The organism is Neisseria flava (genome assembly GCF_982712965.1).
Genome location: NZ_CEXQBZ010000109.1, coordinates 50897 through 64426, shown reverse-complemented (window position 1 = coordinate 64426; position 13530 = coordinate 50897). Strand labels below are relative to the sequence as shown.

Here is a 13530-nt window from a genome sequence, read left to right as displayed (position 1 = left end):
GAAAACTGCTTCAGACGGCATTATATAGAAACCGACGGGAAATTAAAGGAAATCGAGTTATCCGAATGATTTGGATTACGGGACGGGGTCGTGTCCGTGTCCGCCGAAAGGGTGGCAGCGGGCGATGCGTTTGACGGCAAGCCAGCCGCCTTTGAACGCGCCGTATTTTTTGACTGCCTCGACTGCATATTGCGAACAGGTCGGGGTATAGCGGCAGCGCGGCGGTATCAGCGGGCTGATGGCGTATTGGTAAAAACGGATCAGCGCGAGGATGAATTTGGACAATAGGGTATTCATCAGCGTTTGCGCATGAGTTGCGTCAATTGGTTTCGGGCTTCGGCAGCGTTTTGCCGATTGAATGCCAGACGGACGCGTACGACGAAATCATGCGGCGGCAGGCTGTTTTTGTTCAGTCTGAACCAATCGCGGATGACGCGCTTCATATAGTTGCGGTCATGCGCGCGTTTCGCTGTTTTTTTGCTGACGACTAAGCCGAGCCGCGGATGGTTTAATCCGTTGTCGGCAGATTGGGAGACTTGCAGCAAATCGCGGCTGCGCCGGTTTTTGAACGCAAAAACGGATGAAAAATCATCCGTTTTTAATAAGCGGTACTGCTTTCCGAAGCGGTAGTCCAAAATTACACTGCCAAGCGTTTGCGGCCTTTGGCGCGACGGGCTGCCAATACTGCGCGACCACCGCGGGTTTTGGAGCGAACCAGGAAGCCGTGGGTGCGTTTGCGTTTGGTAACGGAAGGTTGATAAGTGCGTTTCATGATGTTTCCTAAAAAATCGGTAGATAAATAAACCGTGAATTACACTCTAATTTTCATCTTTTGTCAATCTCGGTTGAGTAAATGGATATGGCGCGTGGGATGATTTGGTTTGCGGATTTTTGCGGCTCTTTGTGGATAAAATTTCCGGCGGGTTGTGGATAAAGTTGGTCGGAGTGGGTATAATCGGCAATTCCTGTCCCTTTGCCGGGCGATAGGTCGTCTGAAAATGTTGATATGGATTTATCGTGATGATTTTCCGAAAATAATTCAATTGTATTTTCAGACGACGTTCGGTTTGGCGGATAGGGTTTGTGCGGTATTTGCGACACTTTTCCCGTCGGGCTGAAACCGCATTTTCAAAGGCTGCAATTTCCGACGGTTTCTCTCCGTTTCTTTCCAACGATTTCCACGACTCGAGCTTATTCATGACGCTAGCAGAATTTTGGCCGCAGTGCCTCCGCCGACTTCACGATATTTTGCCTGCCGGGCAGTTCGCACAATGGATTGCGCCCTTGACCGTGGGCGAGGAAAACGGCGTGTGGGTGGTTTACGGTAAAAACCAGTTTGCCTGCAATATGCTCAAAAGCCAGTTTGCCGCCAAAATCGAAGTGGTGCGTTCGGAATTGGCTCCGCTGCAGGCGGCTTTTGCGTTTAAGGCAGGCGTGGGGCAGCATTATGAAATGGCGGAAAATGCGGGGGCGGTTGCGCCTGAACAAGCTGCGTTGACGGAAGAAATGCCGAAAGCTGACGCGCAAGAATATTTTTCAGACGAGACCTCGTCTGAAAACGCAGACAAACCCTCTGTCGCGAAAACAGCGGCGGACATTTTGGCGCAGCGCATGAAAAATCTGCCGCACGAAAACAAGCAGCCTGCCGCCGCGCCTGCAGAATCGAAAGTCGTTGCGAAAGCCAAAACGGAAGCGCAGCGCGATGCGGAAGAAGCGCGTTACGAACAGACCAATCTGTCGCGCGACTACACATTCGATACCTTGGTCGAAGGTAAGGGCAACCGCCTTGCCGCCGCCGCCGCCCAAGCCATCGCTGAGAACCCGGGGCAGGGCTATAACCCGTTTTTCCTGTACGGCAGCACGGGTTTGGGTAAAACCCACTTGGTGCAGGCCATCGGCAACGAACTGCTGAAAAACCGTCCTGATGCCAAAGTGCGCTATATGCATTCAGACGACTATATCCGCAGCTTTATGAAGGCGGTGCGCAACAATACTTACGATGTGTTCAAGCAGCAATACAAACAATACGACCTGCTGATTATCGACGACATCCAGTTCATCAAAGGCAAAGACCGTACGATGGAAGAATTTTTCTATCTGTACAACCATTTCCACAACGAGAAAAAACAGCTCATCCTCACTTGCGATGTGTTGCCTGCCAAAATCGAAGGTATGGACGACCGCCTTAAATCGCGTTTCTCATGGGGTTTGACTTTGGAACTCGAGCCGCCCGAGCTGGAAATGCGCGTGGCGATTTTGCAGAAAAAGGCAGAAGCGGCAGGTATCAGCATTGAAGACGAAGCCGCATTGTTTGTTGCCAACCTGATTCGTTCCAACGTGCGCGAACTGGAAGGCGCGTTCAACCGCGTCAGTGCCAGCAGCCGCTTCATGAACCGCCCCGTTATCGACATGGATTTGGCGCGCACGGCTTTGCAGGACATTATCGCCGAAAAACACAAAATCATTACCGCCGACACCATTATCGACGCGACTGCCAAATATTACCGTATTAAAATCAGCGATATACTCGGCAAAAAACGCACGCGCAACATTGCCCGTCCGCGTCAGGTCGCCATGAGCCTGACCAAGGAGTTGACCACCCTCAGCCTGCCATCCATCGGCGACGCGTTCGGCGGACGCGACCACACGACCGTCATGCACGGCGTGAAAGCCGTCGCAAAACTGCGCGAAGAAGATCCCGAGTTGGCGCAAGATTACGAAAAACTCCTGATTCTGATTCAAAACTGAGTCAGAAACGGCTTTCAGACGACCCCTCTCTTAAAAGGTCGTCTGAAAACGCAAATACACATTGATTTTAACGGCGGCGAATCAACCATCGCGTCCGCCGAACCTGATTCAAAAACACCCGAAATAACCGATTCAAAAGGAATTGACCATGCTGATTTTACAAGCCGACCGCGACAGTCTGCTCAAGCCGCTGCAAGCCGTTACCGGTATCGTCGAACGCCGCCATACCCTGCCCATCCTCTCTAACGTCCTGCTCGAAAGCAGAGACGGTCAAACCAAACTTCTGGCGACCGACTTGGAAATCCAAATCAACACAGCCGGTCCGGAAAGTCAGGCAGGCGATTTCCGCATCACCACCAACGCCAAAAAATTCCAAGACATCCTGCGCGCCTTGCCCGACAGCGCCATCGTTTCGCTCGACTGGGCGGACAACCGCCTGACCCTGCGTGCAGGCAAATCACGCTTCGCCCTGCAAACCCTGCCTGCCGAAGACTTCCCGCTGATGAGCGTTGGCGAAGACATTAGCGCAGCGTTTTCCCTGTCGCAAGAAACCTTCAAAACCATGCTTTCGCAAGTCCAATACAGCATGGCAGTACAAGACATCCGCTACTACCTCAACGGCTTGCTGATGCAGGTTGAAGGCAACCAACTGCGCCTCGTCGCCACCGACGGCCACCGCCTTGCCTATGCCGCCAGCCAAATCGAAGCCGAATTGCCCAAAACCGAAGTCATCCTGCCGCGCAAAACCGTTTTGGAACTCTTCAAGCTGCTGAACAACCCGTCCGAACCCATCAGCGTCGAGCTACTCAACAACCAAGTGCGCTTCCAATGCAACGGTACGACCATCGTCAGCAAAGTCATTGACGGCAAATTCCCCGATTTTAACCGCGTTATTCCGCTGGACAACGACAAAATCTTCCTCGTTTCACGCACCCAACTTTTGGGCGCGCTTGAACGTGCCGCCATCCTTGCCAACGAAAAATTCCGCGGCGCGCGCCTGTTCCTGCAACCCGGTCTCTTGAGCGTTGTGTGCAGCAACAACGAGCAGGAAGAAGCCCGCGAAGAACTCGAAATCGCCTACCAAGGCGGCGAACTCGAAGTCGGCTTCAACATCGGCTATCTGATGGACGTATTGCGCAATATCCATTCCGACGATATGCAGCTTGCCTTCGGCGATGCCAACCGTTCGACCTTGTTTACCGTGCCGAATAATCCGAACTTCAAATACATCGTGATGCCGATGCGCATCTGATGCGACGGTTGTTTTGAAATGAATAAAAAGGTCGTCTGAAAACCTGTTTGGTTTTCAGACGACCTTTTTATGTAGTTGCACGGCAGTGAAACCATCAGTTTTCGGATGCTTCCTGTTTCAAATCGACCAATCGCGTTCCCGCCAGGAAATCGTATAAAAACTGCTGGTCGGGATTCAGCAGGGCAAAGCCCCAAGGCAGGATGAGCCAGATAAGGGCGGCACCAAAGGCGGGCACAGGTGGGATGGCGAGCAGGTGGCGCAAGCCTGCGTAGGCGAGCAGGGGGATGAAGACGACGAAGATACACGACCAAATAAAGCGGATGCGCAGTTGCGACAATGGCGGCAGCGTACCGTTTCTGCCGTGCAACCCGATTTTCCAAGTTTGCATGGCGAGGGTGCGGCCGGTTTTCGTCCAGTTGGTTTTGAAGTAGAGCCACCAGCTTCCTACAAAGATAACGCAGGTAACCAAGCTGGAAAGGAGCTGGGAGACGGGGTTGAGGAAAATCGCGGCGATTCCGGCAAGGATGGCGGCGATGGCGGTCACGGCGCCGGTCAGCAGCAATTCGTACATCAGGGCGGCAAGGCGGCGTTTGACGGGGGCGGGGGGAAGGGCGGTCATGACGGTCTGCTCGGTAAAAAGGTCGTCTGAAAAACGGAATGCTTGGTTTGGGCGAAACCGCCGCATCCGTTTTCAGACGACCTTTGTGTGGGAGGAATCAGCGGTGGGGGCGTTTTTGTCCGCGCGCCTGCTGGGCTGCCATCTGGTTCATTTCCTGACGGGTCGGGCGTTTTTTGAACATGGCGTGCGCTTCGTCGGCCGAACATTTTTGCGACAGGCAGACCAACGTTATCGCATCTTTTTGGTGTTGTCCGCCACTGTGGTACATACGGCGCAGGTTGGCTTCGTTGATGCGGCCTTTTTCGGGGTCGATGTCGAATTTTTTCAGGCGTTCGAGAAACTGGCGCTGCTGGCGGCGCGAAGTCCAGACAAAGCCGCCGGCGGCTGCGGCGACGATGATGACGGCAAGCAGGATGGCGAGCGGCCACGAATCGACGATTAAGACGATAATCAGGCTTAAAACGGCGGTGGTCAGCACAAGCAGGCCGCCGATGCGGAGTTTGGTTTGGTTGTCCATGAAGTTGTGGTTCCTTATTAAGGGTGGGAGGTCGTCTGAAAAACGGAGGCTGGTTTCGGAGAACCTGCCGCGTCGGTTTTCAGACGACCTTGAATCTCGTAATTAACGCTATTTTACAGTATTTTCGGAATTTGGTGGGAAGGTGGCGGCAGGCGGATCTTCCTGTCGCAAAGTCAAAGAAAACGATATTGTTTGTTTGCCGTTATTCCCATTCGAACAGAAATAACGGCAAACCATGCTTTTATGATTTCAATTCCTTATTATTACCACACCGCACGTTCCCTCATATCTTCCACCGCTTGCACCAACGCCGCTGCCAAGGGCGGGTCAAACGACGAGTGTCCCGCCTGAATCACGCGCAATTCGGCTTCGGGCAGCGCCTGCGAGAGTTCCCACGCGCTTTGCATGGGGGTGCATAAATCATAGCGGCCTTGCACGATGATGGTCGGGATATGTCGGATTTTGTCCGTGTTTGCCAAAATCGCTTTATCGCCCTTCAGCCAGCCTTCGTTGACGAAATAATGGTTTTCCAAGCGGGCGATGGCGAGCGATTGGTAGGCGTCTTCATCGACGTCTTGCGGCTCGAAGCGGATCAGGTAGCTTTCCCAGTCCGCCCATGCTTTGGCGGCTTTCAGACGACCTGCTTCGTCTTCGCCGAACAGCATTTCGTGATACGCCGCAATCAGGCTGCCGCGTTTTTCTTCGGCGACGGGGGCGAGGAATTTCTGCCATTGCGCGGGATAAATCTGGCTGACGCCGCCCGCTTCGTCGAGCCACGCCATTTCGGACGGACGGCACAGGAATATCCCGCGCAATACGAGTCCGGCAACGCGTTCGGGATGGGTTTCGGCATACGCGAGCGACAAGGTGCTGCCCCACGAGCCGCCGAACACCAGCCATTTTCGGATGCCCAGCATTTCGCGGACTTTTTCGATGTCGGCAACCAAGTCCCAAGTCGTGTTGTCGTCGGTGCAGGCGTAAGGCAGCGAACGGCCGCAGCCGCGCTGGTCGATGATGACGATGCGGAACACGTCGGGATTGAAAAAGCCGCGGCAGGCAGGCGATGCGCCCGCGCCCGGGCCGCCGTGCAGGAAGATGACGGGCAGGCCGTCGGGATTGCCGGATTCTTCCCAGTAGATTTGATGGATGTCCGATACGGGCAGCAGGCCGCTGCGGATGGGTTCACGGATGGGATTCATGATGTTTCTCCTGTTGTCTGACGTTTGGATTGTACCCATCGTGCCGGTAAACGACAAACGGCAAGGGGTCGTCTGAAATCCGCTTCCGCCGCCGCGTTTCCCGACCGCCCGACTATCCGCTATAATTCCCCGATACCCGCGCAACAGAAAGAATGAAATGAACAAAATCCTGATGACCGCCGCCGTGTTGCTTCTGTCCGCCTGCGGCTTCCACCTCAAAGGCATGGGCGGCACAGCACGCACGCTGCCGTATCCCGCTTGGCACATCCAAAACGCCTCCGTCATGCAAAAGGCTTTGGAAAACGCCCTGCGCCGCGCCGACGGCAAACCCGTTTCCGCCGCCGAAGCGCAAATGACTTTGTACATCAAGAACATTGAAACCCGTCAGGACATCTACACCATCACCCGCGCCGCGCTGGTCAACGAATACCTGCTGACCCTGCGCGTCGAAGCTCAAGCCATGCGCAACGGCGAGCCTGTGGGCGAACCGATGACCATCCTCGTCAACCGCACGATGGATTACAACGACAGCGAAGTGTTGGGCAAACAGGAAGAAAGCGAAACCATCTGGGCAGAAATGCGCGCCGACGCCGCCGACCAAATCGTCCGCCGCCTCACGTTCCTGAAAGCGTATTGATGGCGGTCATGAATATCGAACAGGTCAGCGCGGATATGCCGCTTTCGCCGTTGTACATCATTCACGGCGAAGAAGACCTGTTGCGCATCGAAGCCCTCGACACCCTGCGCTCCGCCGCCAAAAAACAAGGCTACCTCAACCGCGAAGTCTTTACGGCGGACAACGGCGCCGACTGGAACGAACTTTTGCAAAGCGCAGGCAGCGCGGGGCTTTTCGCCGATTTGAAACTTTTGGAAATCCACATTCCGAACGGCAAGCCCGGCAAAAACGGCGGCGACGCGCTGCAAACCTTCGCCGAACGCCTGCCCGAAGACACCGTTTCCCTGATTCTGCTGCCCAAGCTCGAAAAAGCCCAAACGCAGGCAAAATGGTTCACCGCGCTCGCCGCCAAAGGCACGATACTCGAAGCCAAAGCCATTAGCGCGCAAGCCCTGCCGCAGTGGATAAAAGGTCGTCTGAAAAAGGTCGGACTCGACATCGAACCCGACGCGCTCGCCCTGTTTGCCGAACGCGTCGAAGGCAACCTGCTCGCCGCCCGCCAAGAAATCGACAAACTCGCCCTGCTGCACCCGCAAAACCATACCGTCAACATCGCCGATGCCGAAGCCGCCGTCGCCAACGTCGCCCGTTTCGACGTGTTCCAGCTCTCCGGCGCATGGATGAAAGGCGATGCCATGCGCGTCGCCCGCCTTCTGGACGGACTTGAAGAAGAAGGCGAAGAACCCGTCTTGCTGCTGTGGGCGGTTGCCGAAGACATCCGCACCCTCATCCGCCTGACCGCCGCGCTCAAACAAGGGCAAAGCGTACAATCCGTCCGCAACAGCCTGCGCCTGTGGGGCGACAAACAAACCCTCGCGCCCATTGCCGTCAAACGCATTCCCGCCGTCCGCATGATCGAAGCGCTCAAAACCTGCGCCAAAATCGACCGCATCATCAAAGGCGCAGAAGACGGCGACGCGTGGACGGAATTTAAGCAGTTGGTAACGGGGTTGGCGGTGTGAAGGTATGTATAGCCGGGTCGCTTGCGGCGAGACACATCCCGTTATTAGAGCCTGATCGGGCATGATGAAGACTGGGGAGGGGTTGAAAACCCGACAAAAAAGAACATATTGAATGAGGCAGAAATCTTCCTGTTTCCGATAAATCGGCCATCCGCACATACATCGTCGTTTTCAGACGACCTTTCAAAGGAAAACCATGTTTCAAAACTTTGACTTGGGCACTGTCCTACTCGCGATTCCGCCCGTCCTCCTTGCCCTGACCATACGCGAAGTCGCGCGTGGTTATACCGCCCGCCGTTGGGGCGACAGTACCGCCCAACAATACGGGCGGCTGACACTCAACCCCCTGCCGCATATCGATCCGGTAGGTACGATCGTCGTACCCATAATCAGCCTGCTGCTGACCCCGTTCGTTTTCGGTTGGGCGCGCCCGATGCCCATCGACCCGCGCAATTTCCGCGATCCGCGCCGCGCTTGGCGTTGGGTTTCCATTTCCGGTCCGATTGCCAATCTGATTTTGGCGTTCTTCTGGGGCTTTGTCGCCGCCTTTGCCGTTTACGCGCCTGAATCCTATCAGGAGCCGTTGGTCCGAATGGCGCAATACGGCGTTATCGTGAACGCGATTTGGGTCGCTTTCAGCCTGATTCCCATCCTGCCTTGGGACGGCGGCATCTTTATCGATACTTTCCTGTCTGCCAAACAGTCCATGCAGTTTCGCAAAATCGAACCTTACGGAATGTGGATTGTCCTAATATTGATGTTCACAGGGCTGCTGGCAAAAATCATCCTGCCTATCGTTGTGCTGATACAGACGGCTGTGTACCTCTTTATGACCTTGTTAAACTGAACCGTCCGCAAGACGGCGAAAAGGTCGTCTGAAGCCTTAAACACACCCGCAGGGCGCATGATTGCGCCCTTTGTTTTACCTGTTTCCAAAGTAAATCCCATTGGAAACTCTGCTTAAAAATTGTACAATGGTAGCCCTTTCCATACGGCGGTTTGACCATGCACATCGGCGGCTACATTATCGACAATCCCATTGCACTCGCCCCGATGGCGGGCATTACGGACAAACCGTTCCGCCGACTTTGCCGAGATTTTGGCGCAGGTTGGGCCGTGTGCGAAATGCTGACCAGCGACCCGACGCTTAGAAATACCAAAAAGACCCTGCGCCGCAGCGATTTCTCCGATGAGGGCGGCATCGTTGCCGTCCAAATTGCCGGCAGCGATCCGCAGCAGATGGCGGATGCCGCGCGTTACAACGTCAGTCTCGGAGCGCAGGTTATCGACATCAACATGGGCTGTCCCGCTAAAAAAGTATGCAATGTTCAAGCCGGCAGCGCGCTGATGCAAAACGAGCTGCTGGTTGCCGCCATTCTTGAAGCCGTCGTCCGTGCGGTGGACGTTCCCGTTACCCTCAAAACCCGTTTGGGCTGGAATGACGACCACAAAAACCTGCCTGCCATCGCCCGCATCGCCGAAGATTGCGGCATCGCTGCCCTTGCCGTCCACGGACGCACACGCACGCAAATGTACAAAGGCGAAGCAACTTACGACCTGATTGCCGAAACCAAAGGTCGTCTGAAAATCCCCGTCTGGGTCAACGGCGACATCACCTCGCCGCAAAAAGCCGCCGCCGTCCTCAAACAAACCGCCGCAGACGGCATCATGATAGGGCGCGGCGCACAAGGCAGGCCGTGGCTCTTCCGCGATTTGAAACATTACGCTGAACACGGCGTTTTGCCGCCTGCCTTGAGCTTGGCAGAATGCAACGCCACCATTTTGAACCACATCCACGCCATGCACGCGTTTTATGGCGAAGTTGCCGGTGTACGCATCGCCCGCAAACACATAGGCTGGTACATCGACGCCATGCCCGACGGTGAGCAGGCACGCCGGGACATCAACCGCTTAGACAGCACCGCGGCACAATACGATACCCTTACCGCCTATCTTGAGACGCTTTCAGAGAAAACCGACCGCTGGGTGTGTGAATATCGCGAGGGGTAGGGCGTTTCAGACGACCTTTTGTTTTTGGGAAGCGGATAAGCCATCGTGAATGATTAAGAAAACCCAGTACTGTCATTCCTACACAGGCAGGAATCCAGGCTTTAATTTTTCAGAAATGTTCAGAAATTGCCGCAGCTTCAAATTACCGGGTTACGCCTGCGCGGGAATGGCGGCAATATCAGGTCGCCTGAAAACACAGTTTCATCGAAATAAAAAACAATTTATCTATACAAACTCAACAAACGTCGTCTGAATCCCGTTTCAGACGACTTGTCATCTTTTAAAAATAACGAAGGAGGATATGTCATGAAACAACCCATCCCCGATATTGCGCAATGCGTTGAACAGAATTTGCAACAATATTTCAAAGACTTGAATGGTACGGAGCCTTGCGGCGTGTACGATATGGTGTTGCACCAAGTGGAAAAGCCCATGCTGATTTGCGTGATGGCGCAATGCGGCGGCAATCAGTCTAAGGCGGCGGTGATTTTGGGGCTGAACCGCAATACGCTGCGTAAGAAGCTGTTGCAGCATGGTCTGCTGGAGGGCTGAGGTCGTCTGAAATGTTCTATCAAGTCCTTGCCTTGATTATTTGGGGCAGTTCGTTTATCGCCGCCAAATATTCCTACGAAATGCTTGATGCCGCGTTGATGGTCGAGGCGCGGCTGTTGATTGCTGCGTTGATGGTGCTGCCTTCCTGTTACCGCCATTTCGGCAAGATTCCGCGCCGCGAGTGGAAGCCGTTGTTGTGGATTGCCTTTATCAACTATGTCGTGGTTTTGCTGCTTCAGTTTATCGGCTTGAAATACACGTCCGCCGCCAGCGCGATTACCATGGTCGGGCTTGAACCCTTGCTGGTGGTGTTTGTCGGGCATTTCTTTTTCAACGACAAAGCGAGAATTTACCACTGGATTTGCGGTGCGGCGGCGTTTGTCGGTATCGGGATGATGGTGCTGGGCGGCGCGGAAGAGGGCGGCGCGGTCGATTGGTTCGGCTGTTTGCTGATTTTGCTTGCCGGAATCGGTTTTGCCGGCGTGATGCGTCCGAGCCGAGAGATGATTGCCCGCATCGGCGCGCCTGCATTTACTTCTGCTTCCATGGCGGCGGCGGCGGTGTTGTGTCTGCCGTTTTCGCTGGTGTTGGCTGAAAGCTATGAAGTCCGCTGGTCGTGGGGCGGCGTGTTGTCGATTTTGTATTTGGGGATTGGATGCAGTTGGCTTGCCTATCTTTTATGGAACAAGGGCATGAACAAAGTCCCTGCCAATGTCTCCGGACTCTTGATTTCGCTCGAACCCGTCATCGGCGTCATCATGGCGGTACTGATTCTGGGCGAACATTTATCCGCCGTCTCCGCTTCGGGCGTGTTCATCGTCATCGCTTCGACGTTTGTGGTGGGATGGCTGTCGAACAGAGGAAAGAGTGCGTAAGGGGTCGTCTGAACCGTAGGAAAACCCGATTTGAAAGACGTTTGGGAATCTGTTTTAAAAGCAACGTATGCCTGATTTTTAAATTGGATTCAACCTGATCGCTGCAATGACGTCAGTCGGTTTGAATAAGTGCCTTGCCAAAATAAGCGATCAATAAATATTCAAATGTAAACTAAGAAAAAGGTCGTCTGAAAACTTGTTTCAGACGACCTTTGCTTTGGGGATTATTTACCCGGCTGGGTTTCATAGTGGGGCGAATAAGGGCCGTACATGATGCCGTTCGTTGCGGACGCCGAAAGCAGGCGCGTGCCTGCAACTTGGGCAATATCGAATCCTTTGTCGCCGACGGAGCTTGCAATCTGTTGGACGATTGCGCTCACCATTGCGCCGAGCAGGCCTTGTCCGGCAGTATTGTTGTTTTCGGTGCTGGAAGCCGTTGCAGAACCGTGCCACAACTCTTTTCCGGTTTTCGCGTCAACCAGTTTGGCTTCCGCCGTAACCCGGGTATCGCTTTGGATGAGTTGGTAGCTGGTGCCGTATTGGTTGATTTTTATATAGAGTAGGGCATCCGCGCCGAAAATCCGATTGAGTTTTTCAAGGCTGACTTGATGGATGTCGTGCGCATTGTCCAAACCGTTTTGCTTGAAGGTTTCGGCCACTGCGGCAACCGGGAAGACGTAATAGCCTGATTCTGCCAACGGTCGCGTGGAAGAAGCAAGCATCCCTGCACTTGCCTTGACTTCCGGCGATTCGTTTAAGGGAGGCAATACCAAAATGGAGCGGGGTTTGCTTTCCCTGAATGCGGAATAGTCGAAAGGCTGCGGCGCGGTAGCGGAGCAGGCTGATAGTATGACGGCGGTTGCAGAAGCAAAAAGGGCGGTTTTCAGGCTGCTCATTTTTGGGCTCCTTTATTTTTCAACAGGAAGTCCATGAAGACGGAAGATTCGGGGAACAGGCGTTTTTCGGTTTCGAAGTGTTCCGCCGCCGACCGATCCTGCCCCGCCTCGCTCAACAGCATTCCCAAATGAGCGTGTGTGCCGGGTGCTTCTTTTTTATTTTCGCTCCGGGTTTTCTGGAAATATTTTTCCATTGCGTCGATTTGTTCGCCTAGGGGTTTGCCGTCGCTTTTGAGGCGTTCGTAAACATCGGCATTGTTGTTTCCCCAATAATAAAGGGTTTGCTGAGGGCTGCCGCATGCGGCTAGCAGCAGGCAGAATGCGCCCAGGCAGCCTGTTTTGATGAGTTTGTCCATTTCAGACGACCTTTCAGCGTGCAGGCGTCCAAGCACCGCTTTCGATGCCGGCAACCAAATTATTGACTGCTTCGCGGATGGCCAGGTCCAATACTTTGCCATTCAGCGTCGCATCGTAGCCCGTAGTGCCGCCAAAGCCGACGACTTCGCGGTTGGACAATGAAAATTCCCCTGCGCCCTGCGCTGAATAAACCACTTCGGAAGTGCGTACATCCACGACGTTCAACGCTACTTTGGCATAGGCGACTTGGGATTTGCCGCGTCCTAAAATCCCGAAAAGCTGATGGTCGCCGACATCCTTGCGGCCAAACTCGGTTACATCGCCGGTAATCACGTAATCCGCACCTTTAAGGGCTTGAGTTTTGCCTCCGATGCCTGCTTCCTGCTTCAGCGCGCTCAATTGTGTACGGTTGAGTACGTTGAAACGGTTAGTCTGTTGCAGGTGGGTCAGCAAAATGGTTTTTGCCTGACTGCCCAAACGGTCTTCACCGTCGGAAAATACGCCGCGCTGGTAAGTGGAGCGGTTGTCGAAGCTACCGATGGAAATAGGCGCGCGCGCACCGTGATAAGGGGTATTGTAGCTGCTGACTTTGACGGCTTCGATGGTTTTGGAAGACTCGGTCGCACAGCCGGCTGCCAAGGCTGCGGTTGCGAAAATGCAGAGGAATTTTCTGTACATATTTGATTACTCCTGGGTAACTCGAAATTTGGACTTTGTAGGGCAGATTATGCAATCCGACCGATTTTGCATTCTATGGCTGTTTGTTAATGTATGCAAGATTTAACTGTATGAAATTTTAAAACTATTTAAAAATGTTAAGTGGTTGGATATGCGAAAGTCGTCTGAAAACTTATGAACACGGTTTTC

At 54.0% G+C, this 13530-nt stretch carries 18 protein-coding genes; 8 read left to right on the top strand and 10 right to left on the bottom strand.

What is annotated here, in order from left to right; all coding sequences use genetic code 11:
• Positions 1-75: 75 nt before the first annotated feature.
• The 4 genes from yidD to AC5M9B_RS05170 are packed head-to-tail and all read right to left on the bottom strand — an operon-like array spanning position 76 to position 1199.
• A complete protein-coding gene (gene yidD, locus AC5M9B_RS05185) occupies positions 76-297 on the bottom strand; it encodes a membrane protein insertion efficiency factor YidD (protein ID WP_003741200.1) in 222 nt (73 codons plus the stop codon).
• Positions 297-635, bottom strand: a complete 339-nt coding sequence (gene rnpA, locus AC5M9B_RS05180) for a ribonuclease P protein component (RefSeq protein ID WP_019271508.1) — start codon at positions 633-635, stop codon at positions 297-299. Before rnpA ends, yidD begins: the two co-directional genes overlap by 1 nt.
• 2 nt (positions 636-637) lie before the next feature.
• Entirely contained in the window at positions 638-772 is a 135-nt protein-coding gene (rpmH, locus tag AC5M9B_RS05175; protein ID WP_002214728.1) for a 50S ribosomal protein L34, read from the bottom strand.
• A 46-nt stretch (positions 773-818) separates the two neighbouring features.
• Positions 819-1199, bottom strand: a complete 381-nt coding sequence (locus AC5M9B_RS05170; RefSeq protein ID WP_186805556.1) for a hypothetical protein — start codon at positions 1197-1199, stop codon at positions 819-821.
• Between AC5M9B_RS05170 and dnaA the strand changes: the two genes are divergently transcribed.
• Both dnaA and dnaN read left to right on the top strand, forming a co-directional pair.
• Complete coding sequence (gene dnaA, locus AC5M9B_RS05165) at positions 1198-2748, top strand: chromosomal replication initiator protein DnaA (RefSeq protein ID WP_019271507.1); 1551 nt, start codon at positions 1198-1200, stop codon at positions 2746-2748. The genes AC5M9B_RS05170 and dnaA overlap by 2 nt on opposite strands.
• A gap of 148 nt (positions 2749-2896) precedes the next feature.
• On the top strand, positions 2897-4000 hold the full coding sequence (gene dnaN / locus AC5M9B_RS05160) for a DNA polymerase III subunit beta (RefSeq protein WP_070654792.1): 1104 nt from the start codon (positions 2897-2899) through the stop codon (positions 3998-4000).
• 94 nt (positions 4001-4094) lie between these two features.
• Here the strand turns inward: dnaN and AC5M9B_RS05155 are convergent, their stop codons facing one another.
• The 3 genes from AC5M9B_RS05155 to pip form a co-directional block, all read right to left on the bottom strand.
• A complete protein-coding gene (locus AC5M9B_RS05155) occupies positions 4095-4619 on the bottom strand; it encodes an RDD family protein (RefSeq protein ID WP_070654868.1) in 525 nt (174 codons plus the stop codon).
• Between the two features lie 97 nt (positions 4620-4716).
• Positions 4717-5136: a hypothetical protein gene (locus AC5M9B_RS05150; RefSeq protein ID WP_003767286.1), complete on the bottom strand. Its 420-nt coding sequence runs from the start codon at positions 5134-5136 to the stop codon at positions 4717-4719.
• A 263-nt stretch (positions 5137-5399) separates the two neighbouring features.
• Positions 5400-6335, bottom strand: a complete 936-nt coding sequence (gene pip / locus AC5M9B_RS05145; protein WP_070654794.1) for a prolyl aminopeptidase — start codon at positions 6333-6335, stop codon at positions 5400-5402.
• Positions 6336-6492: 157 nt separating this feature from the next.
• Here pip and AC5M9B_RS05140 point away from each other — a divergent pair, with 157 nt between their 5' ends.
• The 6 genes from AC5M9B_RS05140 to AC5M9B_RS05115 all read left to right on the top strand — a co-directional run bounded on the left by AC5M9B_RS05140 (position 6493) and on the right by AC5M9B_RS05115 (position 11410).
• Positions 6493-6972, top strand: a complete 480-nt coding sequence (locus AC5M9B_RS05140; protein WP_070654796.1) for an LPS-assembly lipoprotein LptE — start codon at positions 6493-6495, stop codon at positions 6970-6972.
• The gene (gene holA / locus AC5M9B_RS05135; RefSeq protein ID WP_070654798.1) at positions 6972-7973 is read left to right on the top strand and encodes a DNA polymerase III subunit delta; all 1002 of its coding nucleotides are present in this window, start codon (positions 6972-6974) and stop codon (positions 7971-7973) included. Before AC5M9B_RS05140 ends, holA begins: the two co-directional genes overlap by 1 nt.
• A 196-nt stretch (positions 7974-8169) precedes the next feature.
• Entirely contained in the window at positions 8170-8820 is a 651-nt protein-coding gene (locus AC5M9B_RS05130) for a site-2 protease family protein (RefSeq protein ID WP_070654800.1), read from the top strand.
• Between the two features lie 158 nt (positions 8821-8978).
• The gene (gene dusB / locus AC5M9B_RS05125) at positions 8979-9983 is read left to right on the top strand and encodes a tRNA dihydrouridine synthase DusB (protein ID WP_070654802.1); all 1005 of its coding nucleotides are present in this window, start codon (positions 8979-8981) and stop codon (positions 9981-9983) included.
• 306 nt (positions 9984-10289) lie between these two features.
• Positions 10290-10535, top strand: a complete 246-nt coding sequence (locus AC5M9B_RS05120; RefSeq protein ID WP_070654804.1) for a Fis family transcriptional regulator — start codon at positions 10290-10292, stop codon at positions 10533-10535.
• Positions 10536-10546: 11 nt separating this feature from the next.
• A complete protein-coding gene (locus tag AC5M9B_RS05115; protein ID WP_070654806.1) occupies positions 10547-11410 on the top strand; it encodes a DMT family transporter in 864 nt (287 codons plus the stop codon).
• Positions 11411-11634: 224 nt separating this feature from the next.
• Here AC5M9B_RS05115 and AC5M9B_RS05110 read toward each other — a convergent pair whose 3' ends face one another.
• The 3 genes from AC5M9B_RS05110 to AC5M9B_RS05100 are packed head-to-tail and all read right to left on the bottom strand — an operon-like array spanning position 11635 to position 13341.
• Positions 11635-12297, bottom strand: coding sequence for a DUF799 domain-containing protein (locus tag AC5M9B_RS05110; protein ID WP_487648338.1), 663 nt, complete (start codon positions 12295-12297; stop codon positions 11635-11637).
• 5 nt (positions 12298-12302) lie between these two features.
• Complete coding sequence (locus AC5M9B_RS05105; protein WP_016686669.1) at positions 12303-12662, bottom strand: DUF4810 domain-containing protein; 360 nt, start codon at positions 12660-12662, stop codon at positions 12303-12305.
• 13 nt (positions 12663-12675) lie between these two features.
• A complete protein-coding gene (locus tag AC5M9B_RS05100; RefSeq protein ID WP_487648329.1) occupies positions 12676-13341 on the bottom strand; it encodes a CsgG/HfaB family protein in 666 nt (221 codons plus the stop codon).
• Positions 13342-13530 lie beyond the last annotated feature (189 nt).

Bases quoted from the DNA above. Each gene is read 5' to 3' on its own strand.
- AC5M9B_RS05105 (WP_016686669.1), bottom strand. From the start codon at position 12,662: ATGGACAAACTCATCAAAACAGGCTGCCTGGGCGCATTCTGCCTGCTG.
- pip (WP_070654794.1), bottom strand. From the start codon at position 6,335: ATGAATCCCATCCGTGAACCCATCCGCAGCGGCCTGCTGCCCGTATCG.
- dnaN (WP_070654792.1), top strand. From the start codon at position 2,897: ATGCTGATTTTACAAGCCGACCGCGACAGTCTGCTCAAGCCGCTGCAA.
- dnaA (WP_019271507.1), top strand. From the start codon at position 1,198: ATGACGCTAGCAGAATTTTGGCCGCAGTGCCTCCGCCGACTTCACGAT.
- yidD (WP_003741200.1), bottom strand. From the start codon at position 297: ATGAATACCCTATTGTCCAAATTCATCCTCGCGCTGATCCGTTTTTAC.
- AC5M9B_RS05120 (WP_070654804.1), top strand. From the start codon at position 10,290: ATGAAACAACCCATCCCCGATATTGCGCAATGCGTTGAACAGAATTTG.
- AC5M9B_RS05115 (WP_070654806.1), top strand. From the start codon at position 10,547: ATGTTCTATCAAGTCCTTGCCTTGATTATTTGGGGCAGTTCGTTTATC.
- AC5M9B_RS05100 (WP_487648329.1), bottom strand. From the start codon at position 13,341: ATGTACAGAAAATTCCTCTGCATTTTCGCAACCGCAGCCTTGGCAGCC.
- dusB (WP_070654802.1), top strand. From the start codon at position 8,979: ATGCACATCGGCGGCTACATTATCGACAATCCCATTGCACTCGCCCCG.
- AC5M9B_RS05150 (WP_003767286.1), bottom strand. From the start codon at position 5,136: ATGGACAACCAAACCAAACTCCGCATCGGCGGCCTGCTTGTGCTGACC.
- AC5M9B_RS05170 (WP_186805556.1), bottom strand. From the start codon at position 1,199: ATGAATAAGCTCGAGTCGTGGAAATCGTTGGAAAGAAACGGAGAGAAA.
- AC5M9B_RS05155 (WP_070654868.1), bottom strand. From the start codon at position 4,619: ATGACCGCCCTTCCCCCCGCCCCCGTCAAACGCCGCCTTGCCGCCCTG.
- rpmH (WP_002214728.1), bottom strand. From the start codon at position 772: ATGAAACGCACTTATCAACCTTCCGTTACCAAACGCAAACGCACCCAC.
- holA (WP_070654798.1), top strand. From the start codon at position 6,972: ATGGCGGTCATGAATATCGAACAGGTCAGCGCGGATATGCCGCTTTCG.
- AC5M9B_RS05130 (WP_070654800.1), top strand. From the start codon at position 8,170: ATGTTTCAAAACTTTGACTTGGGCACTGTCCTACTCGCGATTCCGCCC.
- AC5M9B_RS05140 (WP_070654796.1), top strand. From the start codon at position 6,493: ATGAACAAAATCCTGATGACCGCCGCCGTGTTGCTTCTGTCCGCCTGC.